Origin of the sequence: Actinoplanes lobatus (genome assembly GCF_014205215.1) — a bacterium.
GTDB classification, from domain to species: Bacteria; Actinomycetota; Actinomycetes; order Mycobacteriales; family Micromonosporaceae; genus Actinoplanes; species Actinoplanes lobatus.
This window is the reverse complement of record NZ_JACHNC010000001.1, coordinates 8,592,102-8,605,863: the sequence shown is the minus strand read 5'-3', so window position 1 is coordinate 8,605,863 and position 13,762 is coordinate 8,592,102. Positions and strand designations below refer to the sequence as shown.

At 72.2% G+C, this 13,762-nt stretch carries 9 protein-coding genes; 6 read left to right on the top strand and 3 right to left on the bottom strand.

Annotated features, from left to right (window positions below; genetic code table 11):
* Window positions 1-42: 42 nt before the first annotated feature.
* Window positions 43-471, top strand: coding sequence for a PPOX class F420-dependent oxidoreductase (locus BJ964_RS39260; RefSeq protein ID WP_223149689.1), 429 nt, complete (start codon window positions 43-45; stop codon window positions 469-471).
* A 6-nt stretch (window positions 472-477) separates the two neighbouring features.
* Here BJ964_RS39260 and BJ964_RS39255 read toward each other — a convergent pair whose 3' ends face one another.
* Together BJ964_RS39255 and BJ964_RS39250 are read right to left on the bottom strand one after the other, a co-directional pair.
* Window positions 478-3,657: an NACHT domain-containing protein gene (locus BJ964_RS39255; RefSeq protein WP_188125390.1), complete on the bottom strand. Its 3,180-nt coding sequence runs from the start codon at window positions 3,655-3,657 to the stop codon at window positions 478-480.
* Between the two features lie 24 nt (window positions 3,658-3,681).
* Window positions 3,682-4,311: a TetR/AcrR family transcriptional regulator gene (locus tag BJ964_RS39250; RefSeq protein WP_188125389.1), complete on the bottom strand. Its 630-nt coding sequence runs from the start codon at window positions 4,309-4,311 to the stop codon at window positions 3,682-3,684.
* A gap of 64 nt (window positions 4,312-4,375) precedes the next feature.
* On the opposite strand from BJ964_RS39250, the gene BJ964_RS39245 reads away from it, so the two are divergent.
* A complete protein-coding gene (locus BJ964_RS39245) occupies window positions 4,376-5,311 on the top strand; it encodes an LLM class F420-dependent oxidoreductase (RefSeq protein ID WP_188125388.1) in 936 nt (311 codons plus the stop codon).
* Here BJ964_RS39245 and BJ964_RS39240 read toward each other — a convergent pair.
* The gene (locus BJ964_RS39240) at window positions 5,308-7,317 is read right to left on the bottom strand and encodes a sensor histidine kinase (RefSeq protein ID WP_229806953.1); all 2,010 of its coding nucleotides are present in this window, start codon (window positions 7,315-7,317) and stop codon (window positions 5,308-5,310) included. The two genes, BJ964_RS39245 and BJ964_RS39240, sit on opposite strands and share 4 nt — an antisense overlap.
* Window positions 7,318-7,445: 128 nt before the next feature.
* Between BJ964_RS39240 and BJ964_RS39235 the strand changes: the two genes are divergently transcribed.
* From BJ964_RS39235 to BJ964_RS39220, 4 genes are all read left to right on the top strand, one after another.
* Window positions 7,446-8,498 carry a MerR family transcriptional regulator gene (locus BJ964_RS39235; RefSeq protein ID WP_188125387.1) on the top strand — a complete coding sequence of 351 codons (1,053 nt, stop codon included), beginning with the start codon at window positions 7,446-7,448 and terminating at the stop codon, window positions 8,496-8,498.
* Window positions 8,499-8,571: 73 nt separating this feature from the next.
* On the top strand, window positions 8,572-10,143 hold the full coding sequence (locus BJ964_RS39230) for a methyl-accepting chemotaxis protein (protein WP_188125386.1): 1,572 nt from the start codon (window positions 8,572-8,574) through the stop codon (window positions 10,141-10,143).
* Window positions 10,144-10,424: 281 nt separating this feature from the next.
* Complete coding sequence (locus BJ964_RS39225; protein WP_188125385.1) at window positions 10,425-11,030, top strand: DivIVA domain-containing protein; 606 nt, start codon at window positions 10,425-10,427, stop codon at window positions 11,028-11,030.
* Between the two features lie 59 nt (window positions 11,031-11,089).
* The gene (locus BJ964_RS39220) at window positions 11,090-13,669 is read left to right on the top strand and encodes an alpha-L-rhamnosidase (RefSeq protein ID WP_188125384.1); all 2,580 of its coding nucleotides are present in this window, start codon (window positions 11,090-11,092) and stop codon (window positions 13,667-13,669) included.
* Window positions 13,670-13,762 lie beyond the last annotated feature (93 nt).

The window sequence follows — 13,762 nt, the reverse complement described above, 5'->3', positions numbered from 1 at the left end:
CCTGACCCACGCCACGGCGATCTTCCGGGCAGAATGCGGGTTGTGGCACAGACGATGAGCGAGCCGGAGTGGCGGGAGTTCCTCGGCGCGGGGACGCGGACCGGGAAGCTGGCGACGGTACGGGCCGACGGGTCACCGCACGTGGTGCCGGTGTGGTTCGTGCTCGACGGTGACGACCTGGTGTTCAACACCGGCGCGTCGACGGTGAAGGGCCGGAATCTGGCCCGGGATCCGCGGGCGTCACTCAGCGTGGACGAGGAGACCCCACCGTACGCGTTCGTCACCGTCCGTGGCAGCGCGACCCTCAGCGCGGACCTGGCCGACATGCGGGTCTGGTCGACCCGGATCGCGCACCGCTACATGGGCGCCGACCTGGCCGACAGCTACGGCGCCCGCAACGCCGTCGAGGGTGAGCTGCTGGTCCGCCTGCGGATCGAGCACGTGGTGGCCTTCGGCGGCGTCGCCGACTAGCGGCGGCTAGTCCGCGACCAGCAGCCGCCGCATCGCCACCACCAGGTGACCGGCGATGACCAGGACCTGCCGCCGCTCGTCGGTCAGCCCGGCCATCCCGTCGATCCAGGGGCGCAGTCCGGCGGCGACCTCGTGCAGCACCCCGGGGGTGCGGGCCAGGACGTCCGTGCCGGCCGGCCAGCGGTCGCCCCAGATCAGCGCCCCGGCCAGCAGGGCCGCGAAACCGGGGCTCTCCACCGGGACCTGGGCCAGGTACGCCGTGGTCTCCGGCCGGTCGCCCAGCTCCGGGTACTGGGCGGCCAGCAGGGAACGCGGCCACCAGTCCGGTGACACCCGGGCCTCCAGGGCGAACGGGTCGAGCGCGGTCACGTCGGCGACGCGGAACAGCTCCGGGCTGTGCGCGACGTGCGCGGCCAGCAGCGCCCGGCTGTAGTGGTGGGCGCGGCCGGTCTCGTCGGCGTGGATCAGGTCGCCGACGGTACGGCGGCCGTCCCAGAACGCCTCCGGGTCGACGTAGGCGCGGGCCGCCTGCCCGAGCGCCTCGATCTCGCGGTCCGAGCTGGCGATCGCGTACTCGTTGCCGACCGCGCCGTGGCCGGCGTTGAGGACCACCGCGTCGATGCGGGACAGGGCCAGCCACTCGGTGTGCACGGCGGGCTGTGCGGCGGTCGCGCCGCCCCGGGTGACGGCCCAGTCCGGCTCGTTCTCCGGGGAGATGGTGTCCAGGAAGTCGACGTCCAGGTAGCCCTGCCAGAGCCGGACCAGCCGGGTCCACCAGTCGTTCGAGTCCTCCGGCGGCGGCACGATCGAGGCGAGCGTCACCGGGTCTCTCTCCACGTGCAGCAGGAGCAGCAGGAGGTTGGCCGTGTAGATCGCGTACCGCTCCATGTACGTGCCGGTGGACGGCGAGTAGGTGCCGTAGCGGCCGCGGTCCCAGCGGTCCTCGGCCTCGCGCAGCAGCACGCGCAGGATGTCGCCGGCGCGCCGGGCGCTCTCCGGGCCGGCGTGCAGTTGCTCGATGAACGGCAGCACCGACGAGCCGCCGGAGTTCAGCGTCTGGTGCGACAGCAGCGCGTACAGGCGGTCGTCGTCCCAGTTCTGGGAGGACGGGCGGTCCCGGGAGCGCCACAGCTCGGCGAGCTCGGTCATCACGAAGTAGGCGGTCAGGTACTCGCCGAAGGTGGCGTGCAGGAACTCGTAGCTGCGCCCCTCCACCCCCTCGTCGACCTCGGAGGCGTGGATGAAGAAGAACCTGCCGAGGACCCGCCGGGCCGCGCTCAGCGCCCCGCCGCGCCGGACGTTCTGCCGCTGGCGGGGCGCCGGGTCGAGAGCCTGGAGGTCCTCCAGGAGGGTCTGCTCCTCGATGTAGTGCTTGCCCCGGTTGAACATGCCGAACGCCGCGATGCCGAGCCGCCACAGCTCGGCCTGGATCCCGGCCTCGTGGTCGGCGCGCGCCGGGCTGTCCGGCTTGTTCAGCTCCCGCTCGATGAACCGCCGCAGGATGGCGCCGTAGATCTGCGCCGGAGTGGAGTCCTGCTGCATGGGCGGCAGCCCGTTGGCGGCGCCGTGCAGCACCAGCAGCAGCAACAGCAGCGGCTGGTGGGCGATGTCGCCGTAGGACAGCACGGACGCGGCCGACGGGATGCCGGCCAGCCCGCTGTGCCCCAGGTACGGGTTGGCCCGCTCCCAGATCTCCAGCCACGACCCGACCTGCCCGGTGCTGAAGTCCTCCAGCTTGATGACCAGGCAGCCCTCCGGGATCCGGGCCAGGTCGGCCACCAGGGTGCGGGAGGTGACGATGACCGCGACCGGCCGGGACGCGAGCCGCTCGATCCGCTGGAACTCGACGACGTTCTGCAGATAGTTCGACTCGGCGGTGCCGGACGCCTGCATGAACTCGTCGAGCCCGTCGATGAACAGCACCCGGGTCGCGTCGGCGGACGCGTCGCTCAGCTCGGCCCAGGAGACCCGCCCGTTGGTGGCCTTGCCGAGCACCGCGGCGACCTGCTGGTAGACGGGGGCGCTCGGGTCCGGCACCTGGCGCAGCGGGATCCGGGCGGCGGTGAAGGCGTCGCTGCCGGAGAGCCGGGCCGCGCACACCTTGGTGAACATGCTCTTGCCCGAGCCGGGGTGGCCGAGCACCACGAGCGGGCGTTCGTGGCTGCGCGGGGAGGAGAAGTAGGCGGCCAGGAAGGCGTCCAGGTCACCGCCGAGTGGGGTGCGCTTCTCCCACCACGACTCGTCGGCCGGGGCCGCCGCGTCGGTCATCACCATCCACCGGTACGCCGGGCTGAGGTATCCGTCCTCGATGGCCGGCACCCGCAGCGCCGGCAGATCGTCGGACACCCCGGCGGCGACCAGCGGCTCACGCAGCGCCGCCCGGTTGAACTCGGCCACGAACCGGCGCACCTGACCGGCCTGCTCCCGGCCGGCCCCGGCCAGCGACACCATCAGGCGCTCCAGCCGGGCCAGCGACTCCACGGCCTGTCCGGCGGTGGCCTGGGTGGCGTGGTGTTCGCCGAGCATCGCCCAGATCTCGAACTCACGGACGTCGGCGGCCAGCAGTTTGTACTCGGCGTCGTACCGGCGGACCGCCCGGCCGACGATGTCCTCGATCAGCGGCTGGACCGGGCTCAGCACCTCGGCGCGCTCCCAGACGGCGAAGTTCTGGAAGAACCGGACGCACAGCACGGCCAGGTCCCGGTAGCGCGGGGCGATCACGGTGTCCCGGGTGGCCCGGAATCCGCAGCCGGCCCACGGCAGCGGGACCGGAACGGTGGTGACGATCTGGGTCAGCTGCTCCTGGGCCGGTCCGGCGGCGGCCCGGTCGGTGAGGCGGCGCTTGTCCTGCTCGGTCAGCCCGACCCGGTCGTACACCGCACCGACGGTCTCCCGGACGGCGGCGAAGAACGCCCCGTACACCAGCGCGGTGTGTGTCGCGGCGAGGACGTCGGCGCGTTCCGGGGAGCGGCCGGCGCGCAGCCGTTCGCGGCCCGCCGCAACCAGTTTGGCGAGCAGGCCGACCACCTCGTTCTTCTGGTCGACCCAGCCCCAGGCGGCGAGCCCGGCCGGGCCGGAGGCGATCACGCCCACGCCGAGCAGGGTGCCGAGGGTGCCGATCCAGCCGTCGTCCGGGCCGGACAGGATCGTGCGCGCGCCTTCCAGACTGTAGGGAGAGGCAGCCATCCGACCCCGTCCGCCGCAGTGAGATCAGTCGATCTGGACCTTCTGATTCGAACACCCGGTTTCCGGCGTGGTCAAGACCATCCGGGCGGCCTCGGCGGCCCGGGCCGCGATCTGGTCGGCGCCGATGTCGTTGCGGGAGAAGAAGCCGTCCGACCACAGCGTGGTGTAGCCGTGCGCCACCGCGATCATCGCCTCCACCAGCAGGACGGCGTCCGCGTACGAGGTGGTGCCGGTGGCCGAGGCCAGGTCGAGCATGGTGGTCATCAGAGCCCGGGTGTGCTCGCGGCGGTCGTCGTCGGCCAGCGGGTACAGCTCGGGGGCGTAGATCACCTGGAGTCCGGCGCCGGTGCGGGCGACATAGCGCACATAGGCGCCGGCCGCGGCGGCCAGCCGGTCGGCCGGGTCGGTCCCGGCGTCGTCGGCGGCGGCCACGATCGCGGTACGCAGGTCGCGTGCCGCGGCGGCGGAGACCGCGCTGAGCAGGTGGCCGCGGTCGGGGAAGTGCCGGTACGGCGCGGCCGAGCTGACCCCCAGGCGGCGGGCCACGGCGGCGACCGAGAAGCGCTGGAGCCCGCACTCGGCGAGCACGTCGAAACTGGCCGAGATCAGGGCCGCGCGGAGATCGCCGTGGTGGTAACCGCGATTCGCCGACACCCTTGCCTCCATGTGAGTAGGCTCTTACATTAGCAAGTAAGAGACCACTTACATTGGAGATGGCGTGAGCATCCGGCTCGGCTACCAGATTCCCAACTTCACCTATCCCGGACCGGCCGGGGAGCTGTTCGACACGGTCGTGGCGCAGGCCCGCGAGGCCGAGGCGTCCGGCTTCGACACGGTTCTGGTGATGGACCACCTTTACCAGCTGCCGGGCATCGGCCCCGCGGAGAACGCGATGCTGGAGGCCTACACCACCCTCGGCGCGCTGGCCACGGCCACCTCCACGGTCCAGCTGTCCACGCTGGTCACCGGGAACACGTACCGTAATCCCGCTCTTCTCGCCAAGACCGTGACCACGCTCGACGTGGTCTCCAAGGGCCGGGCCGTGCTCGGCATCGGGGCCGGCTGGTTCGAGCGCGAGCACCACGACTACGGCTTCGAGTTCGGCACCTACACCGAGCGGTTCGAGCGGCTCGAGGAGGCGCTGCTGATCATCACGCCGATGCTGGAAGGCGAGCCGGCCACCCTCGACGGGAAGTGGTACCAGGCCCGGGGCGCCATGAACAACCCGCGGGTCCGGCCGCACATCCCGGTCATGCTGGGCGGCGGGGGCGAGCGCAAGACGTTCCGGCTGGCCGCGCGCTTCGCCGACCACATGAACATCATCTGCGAGACCGACGACCTGCCCCGCAAGGTCGCCGTGCTGCGCGAGCGCTGCGACGAGATCGGCCGCGACCCGGCCACCCTGGCCACCAGCTACCTGGTGATGGGGATGGTCGGTGAGACCGAGCAGGAGGTCAAGGAGCTGGCCGAGAGCATCCCCGACGACCGCCGCAAGCGCGCCATCGTGGGCACCGTCGAGCAGGTCGCCGAGCAGCTGCACGAGCGGGTGCTGGGCGCCGGCATCGACGGCATCACCATCAACCTGATCCGCAACGGCCACCGCCCGGGCATGATCGCCCAGGTCGGAGCGGCCCTCAAGCCCTTGGTCGGCTAGAGGGCCGGGAGGCGTACACAGACGACGGTGCCGGCGGGCCGGCGCTGGCGCAGGCTGATCTCGCCGCCGTGCAGCCGGACGATGGTACGGGCCCGGGGCAGCCCCAGCCCGAAGCCCGGGATGCCCTGATGGCGGACGTTGCCCGCCCGGTAGAAGCGGTTGAAGAGCTGGTCCCGTTCCGGTTCCGGGGTGCCGATGCCGTTGTCGGCGATGCACAGCTCGGCGAGGTGGTCGACGGCCCGCAGGGTCACCTGCACGTCGCCACCGGCCGGGCTGAACTTCAGCGCGTTGGAGAGCAGGTCGTCGACGACCTGCCGCAACCGGACGGCGTCACCGTCGGCCCGCAGCCGCTCCGGCAGGTCGGCGTACAGCCGGACCCCGGCGCCGACGGCGCGTGGCCGGCACACCGCCACCGCCTCGGCCACCACCGTCACCAGGTCGATCGTCGCCCGGTGGAGTTCCTGATGGCCGGAGTCCAGCGCGGCCAGGTCGAGCAGGGCATCGACGATCTGCTGGAGCACCGTGGTGTTACGGGAGACGGCGGCCAGCATCTGCCGCTGCTCGTCGTCGAGCCCGGTCGCCTCCTCGGCCAGCATCGTGGCGTTGGCGGTGATCGACGTGAGCGGGGTCCGCAGCTCGTGGCCGACCAGGTCGAGGAAGTCGTCCTGCGAGCGGGTGAGCTGCCGGGCCAGCTCCTCGGCGCGGCGCAGGGCCACGTAGACGCCGATCTGTGCGGCGATGCCGTCGAGCAGCAGGGTGAACAGGTCCTCGTGCACCTCGGGCGACGCGGCGTAGCAGGTCAGCACGCCGAGCACGATGCCGCCGTCGCGGACCGGGACGGCCAGGATGGTACGGATGCCGTGCCGTGCGCACATCTCGACCCGTTCCCGCTCGTGGGCGGTGACCAGCTTGGTGTACCGGCTGATGTCGGCGACCCAGAGGGGCTCGCCGGACTCCCAGACCCGGCCGCTGATGCCGCGGCCGCGGACCGGGTCGTGCCCGAAGAAGTCGTCCGTGTCCGTGCCGGAGGTGCTGTAGCCGGCCACCGACCGCAGGCTGCCGGACGGCTCGTCGACCAGGAACAGTTCGGCCCTCGGCCAGCCGAGCGCGCCGGTGATGGCCCGCAGGATGGCCGGCGCCGCCTCGGCGATCGACGCCGAACGGCGCAGCGCCTGCTCCACCTCACGGTGGCAGGCCCGGAACCGGTCGGCATGCCGTTGCACGGTGATCTCGTGCGCGACGGCGACCGCGCCGAGCCGGCGGCTGTCGCGGCCGGTGATCGGCTGGGCGGTGGTGGCGAAGACGCGGCTGCGCCGGCCCGGAACCCGGATCACGACGTCCTCGGCGGCGAGCCGTTCGCCGCGCCAGGCCCGGATGAGCGGCGTCCTCTCCCAGGGCAGCTGATCCATGTTCAGGTCGAAGAGGTGCTTCGGGTGGGTCGCGGACACGTCGGCGGGCACCGGACCGTCCTCGGGGTCGTTGTGCACCCGGCGCATCTCCCGGTTGACCAGGATGACCCGGCCGGTGTCGTCGCAGGCGATCACCCCGACCGAGAGGCTGTCGAGCAGGGCGGTCAGGAACGCGTTGTGCCGTTCCACGGCGTCCTCGGCGGCCGCCAGCGAGGACAGATCCGTCACGAAGACGCAGGCCAGCGGCCCGGCCGAGCCGTGCACCACGGACATCGCGGCCCGGGTCTCCAGGCGTCGCCCGTCGCGGTGCCGGACGGTGAGCCTACGGACGACCGGGCGGGTCGGCCGGGCGGTGAAGAGCCGGCCCAGGGCGGTGCCGATCGGCTGGTCACCGTACTCCGGCCGGAACGGGGTGTCGTCCAGGTGGCGGCCGCACACCTCGGCCGCGGTCATCCCGAGCAGTTCCTCGGCGGCCCGGTTGAAGCCGCGCACCAAGCCCTGCGGATCGACGGCGAAGACCGCCTCCTGAACGCTGTCCAGCAGAGCCGCGCTGTCCAGGGTCGCGAGCGGGGGGAGGTTGTCGTTCCGGTCCGCCACCGCAGCTCACCTCTGTCGTCTCGGCACTCACGGCGGGCGCACGAGTGTCCACGACAATCTTGTCAAAGCGGAAGCGCCGGGAGAGGGGAAAAGATGGCCGGGAAGGGCCGGTGTGCAGAGGAGGACACGTGGGGCTGCTGGCGATCGGGGCGTTCGCCCGTGCCGTCCGGATGACGCCGAAGGCGCTGCGGCTCTACGACGAGCTGGGCCTGCTCCCGCCGGCCGCGGTCGACCCCGAGTCCGGATACCGGTTCTACCACCCGGACCAGCGGGAACGGGCGCGACTGATCGCCCGGTTGCGCCGCATCGGCATGCCCCTGGCCGCCATCCGCACGGTGTGCGACCGGGACCCGCGGGCGGTGGCCGAGGCCGTCGCCGCCTACTGGGGCGGGGTCACCGCCGACACCGCGGACCGGGCCCGGGAGGTCACCGCCCTCGTCGGCGAGCTGTCCGGGGCCGAACACGCCGCGGGCGCCCCGGCGATCCGCCGCGCCGCCCGTACCGATCGGGGCGCCGTCCGGGACAGCGACGAGGACGTCGCCTACGCCGGTGACCGGCTGCTGGCCGTCGCCGACGGCATCCGCGGATCCGGCGGGGCGGCCGCCGCACGGGCCGCCGTCGGCGCCCTCGAGGCGCTCGAAGCGCTGGACCGGCCGGCCGGTGAGCTGCTCGCCGTCCTGGCCGCGGCGATCGACGGCATCGACGAGACGGTACGCGGGCTCGGCGCCGGTGACGACCGGCCGGCCACCACCCTGACCGCGATGCTGCGGCACGGCGATCGGCTGGCCCTCGTGCACATCGGCGACACCCGGGCCTACCTGCTGCGCGGTGGCGAGCTCAGCCTGCTGACCCGGGACCACACGTGGGTCCGCGACGAGGTGGACCGCGGCCGGCTCACCCCGGTGCAGGCCGCGAGCCACCCGCGGCGGGCCCTGCTCAGCCGGGCCCTCGGCGGCGGCCGTCCGGTCGAGGCCGACCTGGCGTTGCGGACCGCTCGGCCCGGCGACCGCTACCTGCTCTGCTCGGACGGCCTGTCCAGCGTCGTGTCCCCGGCCGCGCTGCGCGACACCCTGGCCGCGGAGCCCGGCTGCGGGCCGGCGGTGGACCGGCTGATCGAGTTGGCGTACGCGGCCGGCGCCCCCGACAACATCGCCTGCGTGGTGGCCGACATGATCGGCTGAGTCCCTCAGTTCTGGCCCAAAAGGGTCGAACCGGTAGGTGAAAGGACTCCGCCGAGCTGCCGTGGGAGAACACATGCCCAGACTCGCCGACCTCAGCGTGGGCCGCCGGCTGTCGTCGATGGTGGTGGCCGGGCTGCTCGTGGCGTTCGTGCTCACCGGCATCGGCATCTGGTCGCAGCGGCAGCTCTCCGAGCAGCAGACGGCCCTCACCGGATACACCGCCACCAAGGCCGCCCTCAACCACCTCGACACCCGGGAGTCCGAGCTCAAGGTCGACGCCTACCGGGCGGCCCACGGCGACGACGTGACCGGGGACGCCGCCGACGACGTGGCGTCGGCCGACGAGGCGCTGGCCGCGGCGAGCTCCTACGACCTGGAGGAGAGCGGGGTCAGCGAGGCGATCGACGGCCTGAGTGACAACGTGGCGGCGTTCAACTCGTTCGTCACCGATTTCGTCACCGACGCGAAGGCCGACCCGCGCAGCGTGACCCGCGAGCGGTACGCGTCGGTCGCCGAACAGAACGGCCTGGTCGACGATCAGATCAGCGCCATCCACGAGACGGTGGACGGCGAGATCACCGAGCACCAGGGGGAGATGGAGACCACCAAGACCGAGGCCCGGTGGTGGATGCTCGGCGTGGCCGCCGCCGGGCTCGTCCTGCTGGTGCTGCTGTCGGTGCCGCTGGTCCGGTCGATCCTCCGGCCGGTGCGCCAGGTCGGCGCGGTGGTGGCCGCGCTCGCGCAGGGCGACCTGACCCGGCGGACCGGGATCACCACCCGCGACGAGCTCGGCACGATGGCCGCCGAGCTGGACGCCGCGGTGGAGAGCATCCGCACCACGATGAAGCGGATGGCGGAGAACGCCGACACCCTGGCCGGCGCCGCCACCGAGCTCTCCGCCACCAGCCACGAGATCGCGGAGGCGGCGCACCGGACGGACGAGCAGACATCGGCGGCCTCCGGCGAGGCGGAGGAGATCTCCCGCAACGTGCAGACCGTCGCGGCGGGCAGCGAGGAGATGGGCGTGTCGATCCGGGAGATCTCGGAGAACACGAACCGGGCCGTGCAGGTCGCCGGTGAGGCCGTCGGCGAGGCGGCCGCCGCCACCCAGCGCATCGAGCAGCTCGGCGCCTCCTCGGTGGAGATCGGCAACGTGGTCAACCTGATCACGTCGATCGCCGAGCAGACGAACCTGCTGGCGCTGAACGCGACCATCGAGGCGGCCCGGGCCGGTGAGATGGGCAAGGGTTTCGCGGTGGTGGCCAGCGAGGTCAAGGACCTGGCCCAGGAGACCGCCCGGGCTACCGATGACATCAGCAGCCGGGTCGCGACCATCCAGCAGGAGACCGGTGGCGTGGTGGAGGCGATCACCCGGATCAGCGCGGTGATCGCCCGGATCAACGACTACCAGACCACCATCGCCAGCGCGGTGGAGGAGCAGACCGCCACCACGGCGGAGATGAGCCGCAGCATCAGCGAGGTGGCGGGCGGCAGCAGCCGGATCGCGATCAGCATCGCCGAGGTGGCACGGGCCAGCGCGGTGTCGGTGGACGGCACCGGCCAGACCAGGCAGGCCAGCTCGGAGGTGGCCCGTACGGCCGAGGAGCTACGGGCCCTGGTCGGAGCGTTCACCCTCGACCGATAGGCGGCGAAACCCACGGTCAGCGGGGGTCGGTTCGGCCCGCGATCACTGTGAGGAGCCCTTTCGGATACGTGGTGTTGACATTGATGGGAGGGTCGCGTCTACTTCCTGACGACGCGTTTTGGTGGGCTTCGTCACTACGCGTCGTTCGGACACCTTGGCGCCCCTCCGGAGGCATGAGTTGCGCACGATCTGAAGCGACCGTTCAACGGTCCTATGGGAACGTGCACACCCAGCATCTGAATGTCGTCCACGTGCTTCCGGTAAGAAAGGTGGACCCCTCCGTGTCATTCACCCCCGCCGACGTCGGCAAGGTCGAGTTCCGGGAGCCCCCGGTCGGCGCGCGCGGATATCACGAGGGTGAGGTCAACCGGTTCCTCGACGACGTGGCCGGGGAGATGCAGCGGCTCGCCGCCGAGAACCGGGCGCTCGCGGAACGGCTCGAATACGACGACCTGGTCGGGCACCTGCGCAAACTGGAACGCAAGTGCGCCCGCGCGCAGGAACGGGCCGCCGCCCTGCGAGCCGAACTGGAACAGGCGCGGGCCGCGGCCGTACGGGCGTCGCCCACCCCGGTCTCGCCGCGGCTGATGCGGCTGGCCCAGCGCACCGCCGACGAGCGTCTCGCCGAGGCCCGGCGGGAGGCGGACGAACTGCTGAAGAAGGCGTCCGTCGAGGCGAGCCTGCTGGTCAGCGATGCGGAGCTGCGGGCCTCCACGGTCGTCGCCGACGCCCGGCACGCGCATGCCGAACGGGTCAACAGCCTGGACGACAAGCGGGCCACGGCGCTGGCCCGGATCGAGGAGCTCGGCGAGGAGGCCCGGCGGCGGCGCGAGGATCTGGCCGGGGACGTCATCTATCGGATGCGGCGAATGGAGGGCACCCACTGACCGTGCGCCGCGCGTACAAAAACCTTGTCTTCTCGGTTTTTGGCTTCTAGCGTGTCGCCATGCCTGATCAGCGGTGCCGTGACCTGCGCGTCGAATACCTGGACCAGCCCCTCGGCATCGGCGTGCGCCGGCCCCGGCTCAGCTGGACCGCCGCCGGCGTGATGGACGCGTGCGAGATCGAGGTCGACCGTGCGGACGGCGAACCGGTCTGGCGCAGTGGCCGGATCACGAGCGAGGACGGATTTCCCGCCATCGAGTACGCGGGCGCCGCACTCGGTTCGAACCGGGCGTACCGGTGGCGGGTCCGGGCGTGGCTCGACGCCGCCGCCGAACCGACCGGCTGGACCACCGCGGCCTTCGAGACCGGACTGCTGGAGGCGAGCGACTGGCGGGCCGCCTGGATCCGGCCGGAGCAGGAGCCCACCGCGCTCGAACGATGGAGCCTCTTCGACTGGATCGCCGGCAAGCGGCCGGACAGCCCGGTCGAGCAGCGACTACGCCCGGTGCGGCTGATGCGCCAGCGGTTCCGGGTCCGCGACGGCCTCGTCCGGGCCCGCCTCTACGCCACCGCGCACGGCGTCTACACCGCGCGGATCAACGGCCGGCCGGTCGGCGACCAGGTGCTCGCACCCGGTTTCGACAGCTACCGGCACCGGGTCTCGGTGCAGTGCTACGACGTCACCGCCCTGCTCGCCGACGGCGACAACGTGCTCGGCGTCGCGCTGGCCGACGGCTGGTGGGCCGGGCGGATCGGCGTCACCGGATCGAGCGCCCAGTTCGGCGCCGAGACCAGCGCCACCTGGCAACTCCACCTCGACCACGCCGACGGCGGCACCGAACTGATCGTCTCCGGCGCCGACGTGCGCAGTGCCGCCGGCCCGTGGGCGTACGCCGACCTGTTCGTCGGCGAACACTACGACCGTCGTCGGGAACTGCCAGGATGGGACGCGCCCGGCTTCGACGACGGCGACTGGAAACCGGTGACCGTCACCGAAGAGGACACCGGCACGCTGCGGCCGTTCACCGGCGAACCGGTGCGACGGGTGCTCACCCTCCCGGCCGTCACGGTCACCGGCGACGCCGAGGCCGGCTGGATCGCCGACTTCGGCCAGGTTCTCGCCGGCCGGGTGCGCCTCACCCTGCGAGCCGCGGGCGCCGGGCAGGCGGTCACCATCGAACACACCGAGGCCCTCGCCGCGGACGGCTCGTGGTTCACCAACATCACCGGGATCAACAAAGAGCAGACCGACGTGTACGTGACAGGCGGACCCGGTCCTGAGACGTACGAGCCGGAGTTCACCTTCCACGGATTCCGTTACGCCCGAATCCGTGGCGCCGTGGCCGTCGACGAGATCCAGGCGGTCGTGCTCTCCAGCGACATCGAGTGGACCGGCTCCTTCCAGACCTCCGACACCCGCCTCGACCGGCTGCACCGCAACGTGGTGTGGAGCCAGCGCGGCAACTTCCTGTCCGTACCGACCGACTGCCCGCAACGCGAACGCGCCGGCTGGACCGGCGACATCCAGGTGTTCGCCGCCGCCGCGACCAACAACGCGCAGGTGGTGCCGTTCCTGAACCGCTGGCTGGCGAACCTGCGCGCCGACCAGATGCCCGACGGCCGGATCCCGATCATGTCGCCCTACACGCCGTGGGACGCCGAACACGCCGCCACCGCGTCCGGGATCGGCGGCATCGTGGCGGCGGCCGGCTGGAGCGACGCGATCGCCCTCGTCCCGTGGACCCTCTACGAGCGCACCGGCGACCGCCGGATCCTCGCCGGCAACCTGGACGCCATGCTCGCCTGGATCGAACACCAGTCGTCACCCGGCTACGACGACGGCGACCACTTCGGCGACTGGCTGACACCCAGCACCATGGAAGGCCGGCCGCTGCACGAGGCCATCGGCATCGCGCCGACACTGACCGGGCCGGTCGTCGCGCCGATGTTCCGGGCGCAGACACTCACCGTCACGGCCCGTGCCGCCCGCGTCCTCGGCCGGACCGAACTCGCCGACGACCTCGACCGGCGCGCCGCCGCCGTACGCGCGTCCTTCGACCCGTCCCGCTGCTTCGACGTCGACCTCCAGGGCATGTACGTGCTCGCCCTCGCCTTCGACATGCTCCCTCCACCGTTGCGGACCGAGGCGGCGGCCCGGCTCGCCGCCCTCGTCGAAGCCCGCGGCGGCCGCCTCGACACCGGGTTCCTGTCCGTGCCGTACCTGCTCGACGTGCTCTGGGACCACGGCCACCGCGACCTCGCCCGGCGGGTGCTGTGGCAGTCCGAGATGCCGTCCTGGCTGTACGAGGTGGACCGCGGCGCCACCACCGTCTGGGAATCCTGGGACGCGATAGCCCCGGACGGGACGGTCCGGCCGGTGTCACTCAACCACTACGCCTTCGGCTGCGTCGACGACTGGCTGTACCGGCGGGTGGCCGGCATCCAGCCCACCTCACCCGGCTACCGCACCGTGACGATCGACCCCGACCTTTCGTGCGGTGTCGAGTGGGTGCGCGCCCACGTCGGCACCCCGTACGGCCGCCTCTCCGTTTCGTGGCGCCGAACCGGCGGCGCGCCCGAGATCGAGGTGAACGCTCCGCCCGGCATCACCGTCACCATTCGCCCGGCGGCTGCTGGCTGAAGATCTTTCAAGGCCTTCTTGTACGAGTGCCCTCGTCCCCGCCTGATCAGGGCCGTCCCGTCCGGTCGGCGCGTGCTTGCTGCCTGCTCCGGC

Excerpts from the sequence above, each read along its gene's own strand:
- BJ964_RS39255 (WP_188125390.1), bottom strand. The coding sequence starts at position 3,657 with ATGGCTGCCTCTCCCTACAGTCTGGAAGGCGCGCGCACGATCCTGTCC.
- BJ964_RS39230 (WP_188125386.1), top strand. The coding sequence starts at position 8,572 with ATGCCCAGACTCGCCGACCTCAGCGTGGGCCGCCGGCTGTCGTCGATG.
- BJ964_RS39220 (WP_188125384.1), top strand. The coding sequence starts at position 11,090 with ATGCCTGATCAGCGGTGCCGTGACCTGCGCGTCGAATACCTGGACCAG.